Origin of the sequence: Pseudomaricurvus sp. (genome assembly GCF_965662505.1) — a bacterium.
In the GTDB taxonomy this organism is placed as follows: domain Bacteria; phylum Pseudomonadota; class Gammaproteobacteria; order Pseudomonadales; family Cellvibrionaceae; genus Pseudomaricurvus.
On record NZ_CBFIHX010000081.1, the window covers coordinates 1 to 16,715 of the forward strand.

The window sequence follows — 16,715 nt, forward strand, 5'->3', positions numbered from 1 at the left end:
GCCTTCCCTCATCCGCCAGCGTACGATCCGGCCTGGAAGGGGCATTGAGCGCTTTCTGGTAATAACGTTCAGCATCTTGATACTGCCCTTGATCGCTCAGGTATTCCGCATAGAAAAAGTTGGGATCGATACCCTGGGGGTTTACCTTTAACGCCTGAGAGAGCAACTGACCGGCTTTGTCATCGTCGCCAAAGCCAAGAGGCCACCCAGGCACTTTAAAATATAAAGTACCAAGACTGGTATACGCAGAGCCCTCCAACGCTGCGGCATCAATCTGCAGAGCCTGCTCCAAATCTTTCTTTGAAGCTTTGGCATACTTCAATGCCCCCAAACCACCCTTAACGCCGGCATAACTCGACTCAACAATACCACTCCAAATAAGCACCGGAGCACTATTGGGATAATCTGTTTTGGCTTTTGCAGCAACAGCCAGAAGCTCTTGGTAAGCTGCCAGCTGAGACTTTCCCGTCAACTTATAATTGGCCTTGGCCCACAGCTGTTGCATGTGGTGCACTGATTCCTCTGACGAGGCCAAACAGACACCGCTGAGTAACCATAGGGGAAGCAGCAACATTAGACCATAGCGCCACCATACAGTTCGAGGTGTACTATTTCGATAGGTACCTATTTGCCGTACACTATTTTTTCGTGTACTGGATAGACATAGAGCCTGTGAATACCTGGACGTTGATGCGACTGTTAATGAATTCATAAACATGACCTCTTTCAGTATTTCATCATCTGTTTCGCTAAATTGAACGTTACCGCGCGTAGGATAAAACAGTGGGCAGTTGTTTTTTCAAAGCTCGATCAACCACACGGGGTAACAATCCATTGATACGAACAAACAATTTTTCCGGCCAACCCAGGTATTGCTCGATACAACCGGGTTTGGCAATAACCGACACCAGCTGCTCCGCCACGTTTTCAGGACTGTCGACTGCAGTACCCAAAGCCTGACTCATCGCTACCATTTGCTCACTATTGATCGCAGTGGACGTCATCCTCGGCGCAAAATACACTACCCGTATGTTGCTGTCGGCCAATTCCCGCCGCAGAGACTCTGTAAAGCCCCGCAATCCAAATTTACTGGCACAATAGGTCGCAGAGCCCGCCATACCAATACTGCCCATAATCGAACCCACATTGATAATCATGGCTTCTGTGCGATTTTGCAGTACTGGGATTAACCGACTGCACAGGATCATCGGAGCACAGAGATTAACCGTCATCATTCGAGTAATCTCTCCTGACGACGTCTGCTCGTGAGTTGCCAAATGATTGACCCCCGCGTTATTAATTAACACATCTACTTGATTGGTTTGAGCTAACGCAACCAGCTTATCAACGCCGTCCTCACTGGCAACATCCACCGCAATGGCTAGATGCCCCTCGCCAACCAGATTCTTTTTGAGTGCATTAAGACGGTCAAGGTTTCGCCCTGTAAGAATCAGGCGAGCGCCGGCTGCGGCCAATGCCTTGGAAATTTCCAGACCAATACCACCGGTTGAGCCGGTAAGCAAAACAGTTTTAGCGTGTATTTCCATAATATTCACCTTTAAGCCATGCCTCAAAAATCAGGCAGCAAATGACAACGCCTGCTCAGGTCTTAATTCACAATGAATATTGTGATATAGCTGATAAAACATACGCGCGCTATGAACAATCTGGTTTTGCTCGTTAACATCGTCTATTCGATTCATCAGGTTTTCAAAAAACTGAATGTGTTCCTGATCAATACAGCCATGTGAACGTAAATAGCTAAATGCCGAATCTGGCAAGTGAAGAGCAGTTTGAATTTTGTCTGCGGCCAGATCAGCAATTTTCACACTGGTACCTTCGAGAACCTGGACAGAACCAAAAAAGCCAAGAGGATTGACCCGCTGCACCGTATCGTAGGCATAAGCCACCCAAAGCTCCGTTGAACCGTTCGGTCGACTGTAGCGCACTTTTTCTTTATCAAAGCCACAAGCCGCAATATCGTTGAGGATCCACTCCTGATGCCCCAACTCTTCTTCAATGTATTCTGCCACCGCATTCCGGAGCCATTCTTTTGATTCAGGCAGTCTTGCTCCTGTAGCCATCAAAAGAGGAGTTGTGTGTTTAACATGGTGATAGGCCTGGCTTAGAAAAGCGACATACTCTTCGATGGTGATATTGCCACTCAAACATCGACTGATGATGGGAGCAGAAAGTAACATCTCCCTTTCTACCTGAGTTTCCCGCTGCAAATGATCGTAAAAATTCATAGTTTTCTACCTGTGTATTTGTCTGAACATTTTTTAATCTGAACATTCTTATAGTCTGAAAAAAGATATTCATGGATGAGCGTAAAGCTCATCAATCAACTCATCGAAATCTTTTGCCATTAAGTCTCTGCGGGGACGCCCGTTAGCCGTCAGGTAAGGCTGCCACGCAGACGTCTCGAGTCGAGACCAGTTTTGAATTCGGGCATAATCCGGCAAAGAGACATTGACAGTTTCCACCCAGTCCTGGATCGTCTCATTACTGACAACATCTGCGGCGCTCAGCAGAGCAATCAGGTGGGGCTTACCATCCCCCATCACGACACATTGGCTCATTAGAGGCATGGCCAACAGTGCGCTCTCAACCCACTCTGGACTGATATTGCGGCCAAAGCTGCTGATCAGAAGGTTCTTTTTTCGCCCTTGAATGGATAGCCACTCATCTTCAACCGTACCCAAATCCCCTGTGCGAACAACCTGCGGATACCAGCTGTCAGGCTGTCCCATATACCCCAGAAAAGACGAGCCTTTGACGATCAACTCTCCCTTCTCAACGGCAATCTGGCAATGTGGCAGGCAGCGCCCAACACTGCCCGGCTGTTCTGCATCCAGAGTGTTCAGCGCCACCACTGAAGCGCACTCCGACAAACCATATCCCTCATAAACCGGCAGACCACATCGACGCGCCTGCGCTATTAATGACGGCGCTACCTTGCCGCCCCCCACCGCCATAAACGACAAACAAGCGGGAGGCTGCCAACCTTGCTGACAGGCGACCACCAGAGCCTGTAACAGTTGTGGTAACAAGATCATGGTATTGGGCTGAGCCTGCTCAATACAGGACAGCAATTCAGAAATATTAAGACCAGAACTGCCGCTCAGTCCGCGCTTCTTAGCACCCGGCAGCATCACTCGTCCACCAGACAACAAGGGCACATAAACCCCGGCGATGTTTTCCAACAGCGTTGCTAACGGCAACAAACACAGGTGCCTGGGCTGATAAATATTAATCACTCGAGCCAGAGATTCTGCCACCTGCCACTGGTGTTTCAGGCTCAAACAGACCCCCTTGGGATTGCCTGTCGAACCAGAGGTAAACGTGATCTTTTGAGTCGCCTCGGGCAAAGCCGTGCTTTCATCCTCCGGAATGCCGCCAGAGACACGCTGTGCAAAAAACTGCGTACCCGGCACAGATAATTTGTCGGCATCAACTAACTGAGCGTCACTCTGCTGATCACTGATCAACATATCCACACTCGCCAGACAATGACGTCTCTGGGCTTGAGAAAAAAAACCAGGAAGAGGCAAGCACGTCCGTCCTGCGGCCTGACAAGCCAAATCCACCAGTACCCAGTCCCGACTGTTATCTGCCAGTAAACCCACAACCTTTACCGGCTGGCCACTCAGCCATAAAGCCAGCGACTCCACCGCTTGCATTAATTGCCGATAGCTCATGCTGTCGTGTTCATCCTCCAACGCAACATCATTGGAATACTCTCTGGCTATATTGCGAAAGTGCGTCAGATTCATTGTTCACCGCCTCCCTGCTGACGATACAAACGCACCTGATGCGACAAGGTATTAATGGCGGTTTCATGCTCTACCAATACCCGTTGTAGCAGAGGGACTTCGCGAACCTTGTCCATGGCACTGATACTATCCAGCGCCATAACCTTGGGGCACTGCTGGTAATACCGTCCCCAGTCGTCCTGTCTGCCCTTGAGACGTGAAGCTGGTGCAGGAGCCAGCACAGTGGGTGATTCCGTCAGACGTTTAATCAGCTTCTCCACCTCTGGAGTCGCAGTAAAGACCAACCAGGAAAACCCTGCCGCCTCTACGGCCGCCGCCATAACCAGAAACAGGACCAGACTGCTGCCCCTCTGGGTGGCGACCAGATTACCAATTTCGATAATACTGTCCCGATCCACAGGAATTTGTGCAGCCTTGGCAACGGCCTGCTCAACAGGCTGATCAAGATAAGTTTCCAAAAACAAAGGGGACGAAAAAGCCGGACGCAGACCGGCTACTCCCGCTAGGCTCTGGTTTCGGGACACAGTCAGCAGCAGAGGCAGAAAAGCCCGAATTTTGGCGTCGTAGACCTTGAGATATTGCCTGGCGATGTAATCTTCAATGGCAAAGCGCTGTGAATCAGCAGGCCACAGCAAAGCAAAAGTCGACTGATTAACATCACCTTCTTGCTCAGATTGCGACAAAAATTGTGGTTTTATACTGCATGGGGGGGAATACATGGACACAGCTCCTAAAGCCAAATCACTGATAAATACCCGATATACGCATAGTAGTGAGCGATTCTTAAGAAAGTCTTAAGAAAACTTAAAGAAAGTCTTAAGAGAGGGATTTATGGCAGAAATTCAGGAAATAGGCTGCGGAGAGGTCTGAAACATAACCCCAGAGGCTGACTCCAGGGCATGGTCGAGAGAAGGTACTTAAAGAACGTTAAGGAGCGATCAAGATCAACTTGCCGGTTTTGGGATCCCGATAAACCTGCCCAACCGATTCGTAACCTTCCCCACCTTCAGCACCCTGTCCGGGCAGCGTCGGCAATTCCTTTCCTCGCTCAACCACCGTTTTGGCGTTAGGGTCCTGAAGCTGTTGCTGAAAGTGATCCTGCAATTGTTCACTCATGGAGATCAGAGCGGCAATCAAACCACAGGCAAACACCAGCATCAGATCCAGCAGGTTAGCTAACGGCCCCAGCGGCTCTTCGTCACTGCCACCGAAACGGTCTGAGTTCCAGCGACTAGACATTTTCAGCCTCTGCTTCAGCAGCTTTTAACGACGATTTAGGCTGTGCCGAAGGTCTGACAATCGTATTCAATTCATGGGGCGACGTGTTCACAGATTGCTCCATTGCGGTTAACAGATCGTCGTACCAACGGCGGCGCACACGGCCAATCACAAAGCCGACAATACCTACCAGCAAGCCCATAACCGTCGTGTCAAATGCGACACTCATCGCGGTCGTCAAGATACTCAGCTCACCGTCACCCAAAGCTGCCAAACCCGGGCCCAGAGGAATCAGCGTTCCCATCAAACCTAACATGGGAGCAATGCGGGCCATAAAATCGCTGCGTTCAATGCGTTTTTTGGCCAACTGTTCAAAGCCGGCTATATCCCCGCTGCGACGCCAGCTGGACAAGCCTTTAACCCGCTCTGCCAATAAAGTACCCAGATCAAGTACCGCCAGTGCCGCCAGCAACATCAGCAGCCACAAAACCGGTTCGAGTAAATAGCTGACCAAAAGGTGCAGCAGACCAATCGAAGAAGACGTTAACATCTAATATTCCTCATGTTTCTATAATGGCCTTTTAAGCCCCTAATCCTTATTGCGCTGACTGGCTGGCGCACGACTGCCTCGCACCCAACCGGCAATCAACAATACTGCCAGCAATAAGGCAACCCAATAGTATGGTGGCGTCTGTGATTCCGAGTCTTGGGACTGGTTTTCAGCGTTATCCTTGTGAGCAGCGTCCTGATCCGATGCGGTTTGACTCTCAGCTTGTTGCACCGCATTGGCGTCAGACAGATTGATTTCAGCCACAACACTTGGCGCAGCCGCAACACTCGAATCCACTGTGGTTTCAGACAAAAGCTTTTGCAGGTTTTTATACTGCTCTTCATCCACATAGGGCTTGATGAAATCGTACATGGGATGATTTTGCGTGGTGTGCCCGCTGCCAGGCAAACCGTTTTCCAGCACCAACTCGGTGAACGATCCCGCCACCTGTTTCAGCGTTTCGTCACTGGCTTCCCAGAAGCCTTTTTGCGCCGCCACCAGCATAATTGCCAACATGTTCGCCTTGACGTGTGCGTTGTGGTTTTGCTCAAGGAATTCATTCAGGCCGATATTGAGCTTGTCATCGATGTAGACCGATTTCACCTCATCCCACACCCAGCTTTTCACGAAACCGGGATTGGTGACCAGCCAGCCCCACAGGTATTCGAGGAATTCGCTGCCCATGGTGCGGGCACCGGCATAGCCCTCATCCATTAACGGTTTCAGCCATTGCGGGTTTAAAAACTGACCGCGTAATTCAGCCAATAGCGCCACTTCCAATGGCTCCATCGACAGGCTATTAGCGTCTTTATGGAACAGAATAAAGTTCTCCGGCGGTTGGCCTTTGACTGTCTCAACGGCGAGACTTAAACCGCCGAGATAATCGAAGGCATCGTTGTTATCCAGCAGCCCATACAGATTACTGGAACGACCCAAATAGGTGTGGCCAACGGTATTGAGGCGCTGTTTGAACACGTCCTGCATGGGTTCACCTTGCAGATTCAAACCGTACGCATGCCCCATGCGGCTCATGTAGGTATCAGCCAATTCAGAGCGCTCTTTCCAACTGCCAGAACGCTCCGCCAGACGATTCACGCCCGCACCGTAGGTTCCCGGCGCATCACCAAACACTCGATAGGCAGACTGCTTGCCCGCCATCACGGCAGGCATTCCCTGTTTCAGCGCATTGCGGGCATCTTCCACCCAGCGCGCCGCAACCAAATTGATGTTCAACGACTCACTGCCCGGGTTTTGCTGATTGCCTAGTGGTTCCAGAGCGCCGTTCAACGCGTAGGTTAACGCCGGATATTGTTCGCGAATCAAATCAGACGAGGCATCCAGCGCCATCAGTACGGCTTTTTCCAGTAACACCAGATGCGCACCGTACAAATCGCGAAACAAACCGGAGGTGGTAAAGACGGTGTCGTGCCGCTGCCGAGGCTGACCGTTTTCCATCATGCCCGTCACGTCCAGCCGCTCCAGATCTTTAACGATACCGCGACTGCTCCACATGGGTTTGACACCTAACATATCAAAACCGAAGGCGATCATGGCGCCTTCATCGCGCACCACATCCGAAGCCCACAGCACGATGGCATCAGACTCTGGAATCTGCGCGTGTCCATTTACTTTTTTTCCATCTACGTTTCCATCTACGTCCCCATCTACTACAGCACTCACGTTAGAAACGGTTTCCTGACGGGCTTTGGCAGCCAGCTCCAGCCCCACGTCATAACCCAAGCGCGATGGAATCAGGCTGCCATCCAGTGCGTAAAAGTTGCGCCCCGTAGGTAAAGCTTCTGGGGTACGAATAGGATCATTGCCTTTACCCGGTGCGATAAACTGGCCGCTCAAGCCTTTCAGCAAGCCATCCATTTCAGCCTTGGGCGACGCAGACAGCATGCTCTCCCAACCTGCTCCCACCTCATCGCCCTGCGCCATGGACGTGAGCATGGTGTCGATAGCTTTGTCAGTCCAATCCTGCCCGAAAACATGCAGTCCCAGCGGCATAAAATCTTCTTGCAAGTGCGTGAGGTAGTGACCGATTTCGTGCACCAGCAATTCGTCGTCCACCTGATCAAAGTCCGTAATGCCTCGCACTTCTAATTCGCCAGACATACTGGCCAACAGCTCGTCGCGCAACTTCAGATCATCAACCATAGACTTCATCGCGGTGATGGCCCGCTGACGCATAGCGCCTGCGGCTTCCGGCGCGGCTTCATAGCTTTCTACCAGGTGACGCAGCTCCAGTAATTGATCGTACAACTCAGTACTGTCCAGCGGGGGCGTCAGATGATCGATCATCACCGCCAAGCCGCGACGCTTGGCCTGAATGCCTTCACCCACACCATCCACAATGTACGGATAGACGCTAGGCAGATCCCCGAGCAACGCCTGCGAGTAGTCTTCATCGCTCAAACCCACACGGTGGCGCGGCAAGAATTCATAGGTGGAATGACGACCCAAATGCACCAGCGCATCCGCCTGGAAACCATTGCGCAACCACTGATAAAACGCCATGTACTGATGCGGTGGCGGAAACGACAAGTTCGCGTGCAACAACTCTTCGTTAAGCTCCCAGCCACGAGGCGGCTGCGGACCCACAAAGACATTGCCAAACTGTATGCCAGGAATCAGCAATTGGTTGTCATACACCATCACTTTTCCAGGTATCGCACCCCAGCCACGCAAACCTTCGACACCGCTGTCGCTGATGGCAGACACTAACTCTTCCGCTTTTGACCAATCTACAGCTTTGTTCTGCGCGCTGCCGTCGACGGATTCACCGTAGGAATCTTCCAACTGTTGCAGCAAGTTCATCACTCGCTCACGGGAAGGATGATCCGCGCCTTCAATGGCGTGACGCAAATCCTTAACCACCCGTGCAGTCAAGTGACGAGCAATGTCTTTATTTTCCAGATGTACTGCGCGCTGTAACATTTCGTGCAGATACCCCAGCGGCCCTGCCACCATTTCCCGCTGCAATGCGGCTGGCAGAGTGTCGAACCACTGCTGATATTGCGCAGGGGAAACCGTCTGAACCTTGGCCGACATGGATTTCAACACCTGCCGATCTTCCGGCAAATTGACACCTTTCTCTTGCAACAAATCCAGCAAGGCTTCTTCCGTTGCAGGCAGTTCACCCGTGTTGTAGCCCGCCGCTTTCATTTCTTGAAGAATATGGAAGAGCGAGGCCGGCACATTCAAGTTATCCGCACCGATGTTGTGACGTCCGGGAGGGTGATTGTAATAAATGATGCCGACTTTTTTATCTGCGTTAGACTTTTCCTGCAGTGCCAACCAGCGATCGACTCGCTGATTAAGCAGTGTGACCTGAGATTCAATGAGGCGAGATAAGGTCACTTTCAAGCCAGTGGCTTTATCAAGACTCGGCGGTGTCATTGCGGCCACCACCAGCGGTTGGGAAACACCCTGTAACTCTGGCATAGCAATACGGTAGTGCACACTGTCCCAACGCAGACCTTCTTCTGACAAACGCCATTCGTCTTCTGTACTGTCGGTTAGACGGATAGCCTTGAGTGTGGGAACATTTAAGGCCTCAAGCGATTGGGTCACCTCTGCACGGCCTTCACCGCCACCGATGACAAAGTTTTGCAGCGAGACTACCACGCCGATACGATCGCGATACTGCGCCAGAATGTCCACCGCTTCGACACTGGCCTCGCCCCATTTCGCCAGCACGCGCAGACAATAGCGATTGCTTGTTGCCTGCTGTTCACAGAGATCTTCCATCAGCTCACGTTCACCGGGACGATCACCGTGCTCATAGTCCAGAATGACAACCCAGCGTTTATCATCATCGATATTCAGTTTGTTCAGTTGCAACTTATTGCCGATGATCTCTACGGGCTGTTCATCCAAAAACACCCGTAGAGGCTTGCGCAACTCAGGCGCTGGCACACTGAGATTCTCGCCAGTCGATGCCAATAAATGCCTGAAAATGCCATCGAGGTTGGAACCGTTGCGATCAGCCCAGAAGAGCTTGGTGGTCAACCAATCACGGTATTTCGGATTATCGTTTAGCTGTTGTTGTGACCACGCCAGCAGATCCGCATCCTGTTCCAACGGCGGATCTTGCATCAGCTGATCAAGATCTGCTCCCTGCAATAAAGGCTTGCTGTTCAAGCGTGAAGAACTCACCAATCGTCGGTCACTGTGTACCGCCACAAAACTTGGAATCAGACGATCATCTTCTAAATAACCGTTCAACAAGGTGGAAGCATCGCCAAACACACCGCCAGCAAAGACGATATCAGCCTGCTTGATTAAGGCTTGGCGTTCCGGCTCCGGCAGTTCACTGAATTGATCGGTGGTGCGTAAAATCAATTGATGCTGAGGGTTAGCGTTGAGAAACGCGTGAGCCCCAGTCAACACATCGGCACTGTTGCTCGACGAAACAACGCCCAATACCGTACCCGCCTGCACGCTGCTCGCCATACTGAGCATCAATACCAGCACACCAACACAGCGGCCAGTTTGAAGCCAACGACCACTCTTTTTCAGATTCGAAACTAACCCAAACATACTGTCTCCAATGGATATGGCCACCACACGGCACCAAAAACAATTGAACGACGAGAGCAAAACGTCTGAATACTCAGACAAAGGGGGAATAAACGAGGCGATTCGTTGTTGTCAGGGGTACAACAACCAGGAAACTGCCCAAGATAAAGCCCTCCGCTTCATCGATGCAACATGCTGCAAAGGGCCGGTTTCGGGCTCACTACCAGACTTCAGGCAGATTACCGTTGCGGGGGCAGCGGTGGGATAGGTCAGGCTCATCAGAGCAGCAGACACCACACTTCCCGTTTAACCTGTTCCAGACGATAAACACAACTACCGTCGACAGGCACCCTTTCACAGAAGGCGCCTATACTAGAAGCTGATGACTCGCAGGTCAAAGAGTTTTGCCGGAGGGCTGATCGAGTTGAAACCACCATTTAAAGTCTATAAATGGTGGCTGATGATTATTGATAGTGGCTAAGGGCTACTCATGTGGTTAGTGACTGTGAGCAGAATCTACGGGCTCACTGACATGCTCATAAACCTCACTGCTGCCGTCCTTCTTCAGCAACAGGACATCGTAGTCGTCATGGCGATGCCCCACTTCCATTCCCGGGCTACCCACTGGCATACCCGGTACAGACAAGCCAATAGCATCTGCAGGCTTTTCCTCTAGAAATCGTTTCATAATCGGTGCAGGCACATGCCCTTCAAAGACATAGCCATCCACTACGCCCGTATGGCAGGACTGGTATTGAGGCGCAATACCGTGCTTCTGTTTAACGTCGCTCATACTGTCTGAATCGGTCACCGTAGGGCTGAAGCCTTCACCCTCAAGATACGTCACCCATTTCTCACAGCAACCGCAGTTGGGATTTTTAAACACAGAAATATCGGTTTCAGCCACCGCCAAGCCTGAACTGATGAACAGGCAAACCATCAAAATCAGCCTTGGGATCACAGCCACTGCTGTCGTCGCGTTACTCTTGGCTTGTACGGTTAACATAAATATTCCTTATCCGATCAGAAGAGTTGCCTTTATAAAGCAGCCATTAACAAGCGTCAATACATCAATATCTCTATACGACAGTACACCAATACACCAATACAACAGTACATCACTCAGGCTCATCCTGCGGTACCGGGTTCTCGGTTTCTAACTCACCAACTGCAGCGCTGTCTTCATCACCGCTTTCGGACTCGTTATTAAAATCCAGAATAAAAATCTGCCAGAAAGCGATAAACAGTACCGCCACCAACGGACCAATCACAAAGCCATTCATGCCAAACAAGGCAAATCCGCCAAGGGTAGACAACAACACCAAATAATCCGGCAGTTTGGTGTCCCTGCCCACCAGAATCGGCCGCAGCAGGTTGTCCACCAAACCAATGATACCCGCACCAAAGGCTGTCAGAATCAGGCCTTTCTCCCAACTGCCCACCGCAAACAAATAAATCGCCACTGGCCCCCAAATCAGTCCCGAGCCAACCACAGGGATCAGCGACAACAACACCATGACCGCCCCCCAGAACACAGCACCTTTGATGCCCAACAAGGCAAAGATTATCCCCCCTAAACTCCCCTGAATAATCGCCACCACCAGATTGCCTTTGACGGTCGCCTTGGTCACTTCGGCAAACTTATTGAACAGGTGTCGCTCCCGCCCATCTCCCAAAGGCAATGCCCGAATCAGGAGATCAATCAGCATGGTGCCGTCACGAAACAGGAAAAACACCAGATACAACATCAACGCCAAACTGACAAAGAACTGCAACATATTCTGCCCGATGGACAAGGTATTCTCCGCCGCCCAACGACTCACCGTGCCAGCACTTTTGGTGAGCGTTTCCTTGATGAGCGACAGGTCGATATTAAAGCGATCCAGCAGCCCCTGAATAAAGGGAAACCCATCGCGCACCTTTTCCAGATACTCCCCCGGGTCCAGCTCACCACTCTCTAAAAGCTGATAGACCTCCCGCCCCTCATCCACCATAGCCTTGATCAGGAACAACATCGGCGCCACACCGACCACAACACAAATCGTTAACGTCGCCAGCGCGGCCAGGTTACGTCGGTTCCAGCGATTCAGCAGGAACTGGTAAAGCGGATAAAACAAAATGGTAATCACACAGGCCCAAAACACCGGACTGAAAAACGGCTTGAGCAGAAAAAAGAACAACACAGAGACAAGCACCAGCATCAGCAGAAAACTGCCCTGCTCCAAACGCGTGTAACCTTGAGGGGCTGGCATCAAATACTCCTTTTGCATTATCCGTTGGTGACATCAGAGGCAACTAAATGGGTAAGCGCCTGTTTATATCACCATAGCATTACCGTTGTGCTGTGTAATTGTTGTCCGTGGGCAATGGGAACACTCTGATTAAGTCTGACTCAGTTTAGGGGAAGCTGAGGTGTGATCTGGCTTACTCTGGCAGGCCCTCGAATTCTGGCACGTCGCTATTCGCGTCATCCCACACGACTCTGCTCGATGTAAAAATGTGCGCAGCTGGCAACACCGAGACTTCCGTATCCAAACACCCTGCAGGAACGACAAGCAACCCTGCAATTTGAGTGTTTGGTAATGCTGAACCACACGACTTACAAAAGCTTTTGTTGTGACGAGTGCCCGGAAGCGTAAAAGACATCACAGCATCCAGCCCCATAAGCCAGGTCAGTTTAGCTGACTGCGAAAATAAATTTGCGGCATGAGCAGATCCCGTATCTTTTTGACAACGCTCGCAATGACACAGGTAAAAGCTGTCAAAGTCACCTAGCACCTCAAATCTGACTGTGCCACACAGACAAGAACCAGCATGTTTAGTCATAAGATTCCCCTTTATGTTCTATAGATGAAGCATACGTGACGCAACGCTGAGCGGCGCGGCTTACTGTTACTCTATCTTACGTGCTTCTCTATTTTAACGCTCAACCATGCGTACTAATTCCGACCTTTTATAGACAGCATAACCGTCCCACGCAATCCAGAAAAAGACCATTATGAAAACGAATACCCCAGATGAAATAAACCTAAACCTTGCGAAAAAACTTGCATGTCGGAGTGTCGTGATCGTCAGGCAAAGAGTCAACACCGAGTCTTTGAACTACGTTTTCCTAGTTTGGAAGAGGCCCTTCGACAGGCTCAGGGCGAACGGGAGGTGGTGGTGGCTGCATGTTCCTCGCTTGGAAGAGACCCTTCGACAAGCTCAGAGCGAACGGGCTGGGTGGGGGCTGCATGTTCCTCGCTTGGAAGAGCCCCTTCGACAAGCTCAGAGTGATCGGGTCTTTGGCAGCACTTTATTCCGACTGTTATTAATCTCGGCATCCACCTCCCTATGACTGATGTCGTAAGCCAGCTCTGATGCAAATAAAGGCTTCAGCTTGTCAGTGGGTTGGTTAGTATCCAACCACAGATCCATGCCCGCCTTGTCCAGCATCACCGGCATTCGGTTATGAATAGGCTTAATGCTGTCGGCGGCTTCGGTAGTCACAATAGAGCAGGACAGCAGCTCGTCATTCCAGCAATCCCACAAACCTGCAAAAGCAATAGCGCCCTCATTCCGATACAGCTCAATAGGTTGTTTGCCGGAAGGAGTCTTCTGCCACTCGATAAACGAGCTGCACGGAATCACGCAGCGTTTGTGACGAAACGGCGCCTTGTAAGCCCTACTCGTCTCCAGAGTCTCGGATCTGGCATTGAACATGGCGAATTTGGTGTCAGGGCCTGATGACCAGCTGGGTGTCAGCCACCAGCGAGCCAGATGGCATTCGCGCTGCCCATCCTGTTCATAAAAGATGGGGACAGTCTCGGTGGGGGCGATGTTGTATCGTTCGGCCAGCGTGACCGGAACACCAAGTTCGTCCACAAGCCCCACCATGCCTGGGGTCATCGAGATATTAAAGCGACCACACATAAGAGCCTCTCTGGATTATCTGGAAAAGTCTTCTTGGCAAAATACCACACCTGAAATTATACTGTTTATCCATACAGTAAAATATCAAGTTAATCATGAAGCTCATACTATACAGCCATGCGGTACAGGCCGGCTTCCCGTCCCCCGCAGACGACTACAAGGAAGGAGCTCTGAGTCTGGATGACCACCTGATCGAACACCCGGCTGCCACCTATCTGGCCCGAGCCGCGGGGGACTCCATGGAGGGAGTGGGCATTTTCGACCGCGATTTACTGGTTATAGATCGGGCGCTGGAGCCCGTCCAGGGCGATGTGATCATCGTGGCACTGGACGGTGAGCTGACCTGCAAGATCCTGGATAAGCAGCGTCAGCGCCTGCTAGCGGCCAACCCCCGCTTTCCGGCCATCCCGATTCTGGACGAGCAGAGTGTCGTCATTGAGGGCGTGGTCAAAGCCTCCATCCGCTACCACCGGAAAGCCTCATGCTAGCACTGGTCGACTGCAACTCCTGCTATGCCAGCTGTGAGCAGATCTTCCGGCCGGACCTGCGGGGCAAGCCCGTGGTCGTGCTGTCCAATAATGACGGCTTTGTGGTGGCACGCTCCAAAGAGGCCAAGGCACTAGGCATTGGTGACTTGCAGGCGTTTTTCAAAGTCGAGCCTCTACTGCGGCGACACGGGGTGGCGATTTTCAGCAGTAATTACCCGCTGTACGGGGATATCTCCCATCGGGTGATGACGACCCTGAGAAGCTTTTCACCCTCAGTGGAGGTGTACTCCATCGATGAGATGTTTCTGGACTGTGAGGGACTGCAGGAAGATTGGAAAGCCTATGGCCAGACCATCCGAAGCACCCTCTGGCGGGATGTGCGTATGCCCGTCGGGGTAGGCATTGCACCCAGCAAGACCCTGGCAAAACTGGCAAACCGGGCGGCCAAGAAGATTCCGCAGTGTCAGGGGGTTTGCGTGCTCGATGAACCTCATAAATGGGAGTGGCTGCAAAGGCGAACGCCCATTACCCAGCTGTGGGGCATTGCCGGTCGTCTGGCCCGGCGCCTGGCCGAATTCAATATCACCACCGCCTACGATCTGGCCAAAGCCGACCCCAAGGTGCTGCGACGCAAGGTGAGCGTCAATATCGAACGAATGATTGAAGAGCTGAATGGCATCTCGTGTATTCCTCTGGAGGAACTACCGCCCGCCAAACAACAGATTTACTGCACCCGATCATTTGGAGAAAAGCTGACCGAGCTGGCACCCATCCAGCAAGCCATCACCCTCTATGCCAGCCGGGCAGCGGAAAAGCTCCGGCAACAAACCTCACTGGCCTCATCACTGCACGTGTTTTTGCACACTTCACCGTTTGAGGATGGCTACTACAGCAACAGTACGGTGGTGCAGTTGCCATACCCCACCGATGACAGCCGGGTGATCACATCATTGGCCAAAGACACCATCGCCCGTCTGTACCGGCCTCACTACCGGTTTCTAAAAGCTGGGGTTGGATTGCTGGAACTGTCCGAGAAAGAACATCAACAGCATGACCTGTTCCATTCAGGTCAAAACCTTAAAGCGGATAAGTTGATGCACGTTGTTGATCAGATCAACACGGAGTATGGACGCGGAAGTTTGTTCCTGGGCGCAGAAGGGATCAACAAAAAATGGAAGATGCGGCAGGGGTACACATCACCGGCGTACACAACCCGATGGGCTGACCTACCCAAAGTCAGAACTTGAGAATGAGTGTATGGTGATGAGTGCGTATCTTGGTCCAATATCTAGACCGAGAAGTTTGTACAGATACACCCTGTGTCAGCAATTAAAACTGGCGTCTACTTTATTGGGGAAAACCTCGAGCTTGACGGTAATTTGTTGTCGTCATCTCGTTAAGACCTTTAGAAGCTCTGAAAGCGTACTTAACCCTTCTTTGTCGAGAGACTCAAACAGCGCACTTGAATCGTACTCGAACGAAACTTTTGCCTCTTCAGTAATTCTCTTTCCAGCTTTTGAAAGAACGACCAAACTGACTCTGGCATCACGAGGATTATCTTCCTTTTCAATAAGACCTATTTTCTGCATAGGATTGAGAAGACGTGTGACGCCAGACGGGCTTAATCCCACTTTTTCTGCCAGATCGCTGCGTCGCATTTTTTGATTGGCAGCGATATATAGCTGATTCAGAACAAGATATTCTGAAAGCCCAATACCATGCACAGAAAGAGCGGCGCCAACCCTTTTCTGAATTTTGCTTTGCATATTGAGGATGCTTATTACCAACCCAGCCTCTACATTCTCCGACACAAGCATCTCCTTGCGTAATATTTGATCTCGCAACCATATGCCTAAATAGTTGCGAGGTCAAGCATTAATGAACTATTGGCACCTGATCCGTGGAACCTAATGCAAAGGGCACCGGCGAAATTGACGTAGTGAAACGGAGGCAAAGGCGTCCGAGGGCCGCGTTCTATTAACTGGTTTGTTCAATATTGGCGCGGCGCCTCCGCTCCTGCTCAGTCATTTGCACTTGACGCTCCTTTATGGAGTTCAGCCCAAGATGTGCACGGCGCTCATTAACCGTGAGAAAAGGGGTCAAAGCCCTTTAATTCTTGAATTTCTCATCTTATTGCGAAAACCTAAGCCATAGCATTGAAGCCTTTCACTATCGTGGCATAATGGAAACCTTCACCATAGCGTCAGCATCGACGGAAGTATTTGCCCACCAGGATGCAAGCTATCA

At 51.2% G+C, this 16,715-nt stretch carries 15 protein-coding genes and 1 riboswitch; of the genes, 2 read left to right on the plus strand and 13 right to left on the minus strand.

Annotated elements, in window-relative coordinates; translation table 11 throughout:
• The 12 genes from ACTG33_RS11640 to ACTG33_RS11695 all read right to left on the minus strand — a co-directional run.
• The coding region (locus ACTG33_RS11640; RefSeq protein ID WP_439135387.1) for a hypothetical protein at positions 1-505 on the minus strand (505 nt) is incomplete at its 3' end.
• 256 nt (positions 506-761) lie between these two features.
• A complete protein-coding gene (locus ACTG33_RS11645; RefSeq protein ID WP_439135388.1) occupies positions 762-1,547 on the minus strand; it encodes an SDR family oxidoreductase in 786 nt (261 codons plus the stop codon).
• Positions 1,548-1,577: 30 nt separating this feature from the next.
• Positions 1,578-2,249 (minus strand): TenA family transcriptional regulator, encoded by a 672-nt coding sequence (locus ACTG33_RS11650; protein WP_439135389.1) that lies wholly within the window; start codon positions 2,247-2,249, stop codon positions 1,578-1,580.
• A gap of 69 nt (positions 2,250-2,318) precedes the next feature.
• On the minus strand, positions 2,319-3,776 hold the full coding sequence (locus tag ACTG33_RS11655; protein ID WP_439135390.1) for an AMP-binding protein: 1,458 nt from the start codon (positions 3,774-3,776) through the stop codon (positions 2,319-2,321).
• Positions 3,773-4,495, minus strand: a complete 723-nt coding sequence (locus ACTG33_RS11660; RefSeq protein ID WP_439135391.1) for a thermostable hemolysin — start codon at positions 4,493-4,495, stop codon at positions 3,773-3,775. The genes ACTG33_RS11655 and ACTG33_RS11660 overlap by 4 nt, the downstream gene beginning before the upstream one ends.
• A gap of 208 nt (positions 4,496-4,703) precedes the next feature.
• Positions 4,704-5,015, minus strand: a complete 312-nt coding sequence (locus ACTG33_RS11665; RefSeq protein WP_439135392.1) for a DUF2149 domain-containing protein — start codon at positions 5,013-5,015, stop codon at positions 4,704-4,706.
• On the minus strand, positions 5,008-5,544 hold the full coding sequence (locus tag ACTG33_RS11670) for a MotA/TolQ/ExbB proton channel family protein (protein ID WP_439135393.1): 537 nt from the start codon (positions 5,542-5,544) through the stop codon (positions 5,008-5,010). The genes ACTG33_RS11665 and ACTG33_RS11670 overlap by 8 nt, the downstream gene beginning before the upstream one ends.
• Positions 5,545-5,583: 39 nt before the next feature.
• Positions 5,584-10,089, minus strand: a complete 4,506-nt coding sequence (locus tag ACTG33_RS11675) for a cobaltochelatase subunit CobN (RefSeq protein WP_439135394.1) — start codon at positions 10,087-10,089, stop codon at positions 5,584-5,586.
• Positions 10,090-10,267: 178 nt separating this feature from the next.
• A riboswitch (cobalamin riboswitch) is annotated at positions 10,268-10,423 on the minus strand.
• Between the two features lie 141 nt (positions 10,424-10,564).
• Entirely contained in the window at positions 10,565-11,074 is a 510-nt protein-coding gene (locus tag ACTG33_RS11680; protein ID WP_439135395.1) for a DUF411 domain-containing protein, read from the minus strand.
• Between the two features lie 112 nt (positions 11,075-11,186).
• A complete protein-coding gene (locus ACTG33_RS11685) occupies positions 11,187-12,320 on the minus strand; it encodes an AI-2E family transporter (protein WP_439135396.1) in 1,134 nt (377 codons plus the stop codon).
• A gap of 172 nt (positions 12,321-12,492) precedes the next feature.
• On the minus strand, positions 12,493-12,894 hold the full coding sequence (locus ACTG33_RS11690) for a GFA family protein (protein ID WP_439135397.1): 402 nt from the start codon (positions 12,892-12,894) through the stop codon (positions 12,493-12,495).
• Positions 12,895-13,335: 441 nt separating this feature from the next.
• A complete protein-coding gene (locus tag ACTG33_RS11695) occupies positions 13,336-13,980 on the minus strand; it encodes an SOS response-associated peptidase (RefSeq protein ID WP_439135398.1) in 645 nt (214 codons plus the stop codon).
• Positions 13,981-14,075: 95 nt separating this feature from the next.
• Here ACTG33_RS11695 and ACTG33_RS11700 point away from each other — a divergent pair, with 95 nt between their 5' ends.
• Together ACTG33_RS11700 and ACTG33_RS11705 are read left to right on the plus strand one after the other, a co-directional pair.
• Positions 14,076-14,468, plus strand: a complete 393-nt coding sequence (locus ACTG33_RS11700) for a LexA family protein (protein ID WP_439135399.1) — start codon at positions 14,076-14,078, stop codon at positions 14,466-14,468.
• A complete protein-coding gene (locus ACTG33_RS11705; protein WP_439135400.1) occupies positions 14,462-15,715 on the plus strand; it encodes a Y-family DNA polymerase in 1,254 nt (417 codons plus the stop codon). The genes ACTG33_RS11700 and ACTG33_RS11705 overlap by 7 nt, the downstream gene beginning before the upstream one ends.
• Before the next feature lie 141 nt (positions 15,716-15,856).
• Here the strand turns inward: ACTG33_RS11705 and ACTG33_RS11710 are convergent, their stop codons facing one another.
• The gene (locus tag ACTG33_RS11710) at positions 15,857-16,279 is read right to left on the minus strand and encodes a MarR family winged helix-turn-helix transcriptional regulator (protein ID WP_439135401.1); all 423 of its coding nucleotides are present in this window, start codon (positions 16,277-16,279) and stop codon (positions 15,857-15,859) included.
• Positions 16,280-16,715 lie beyond the last annotated feature (436 nt).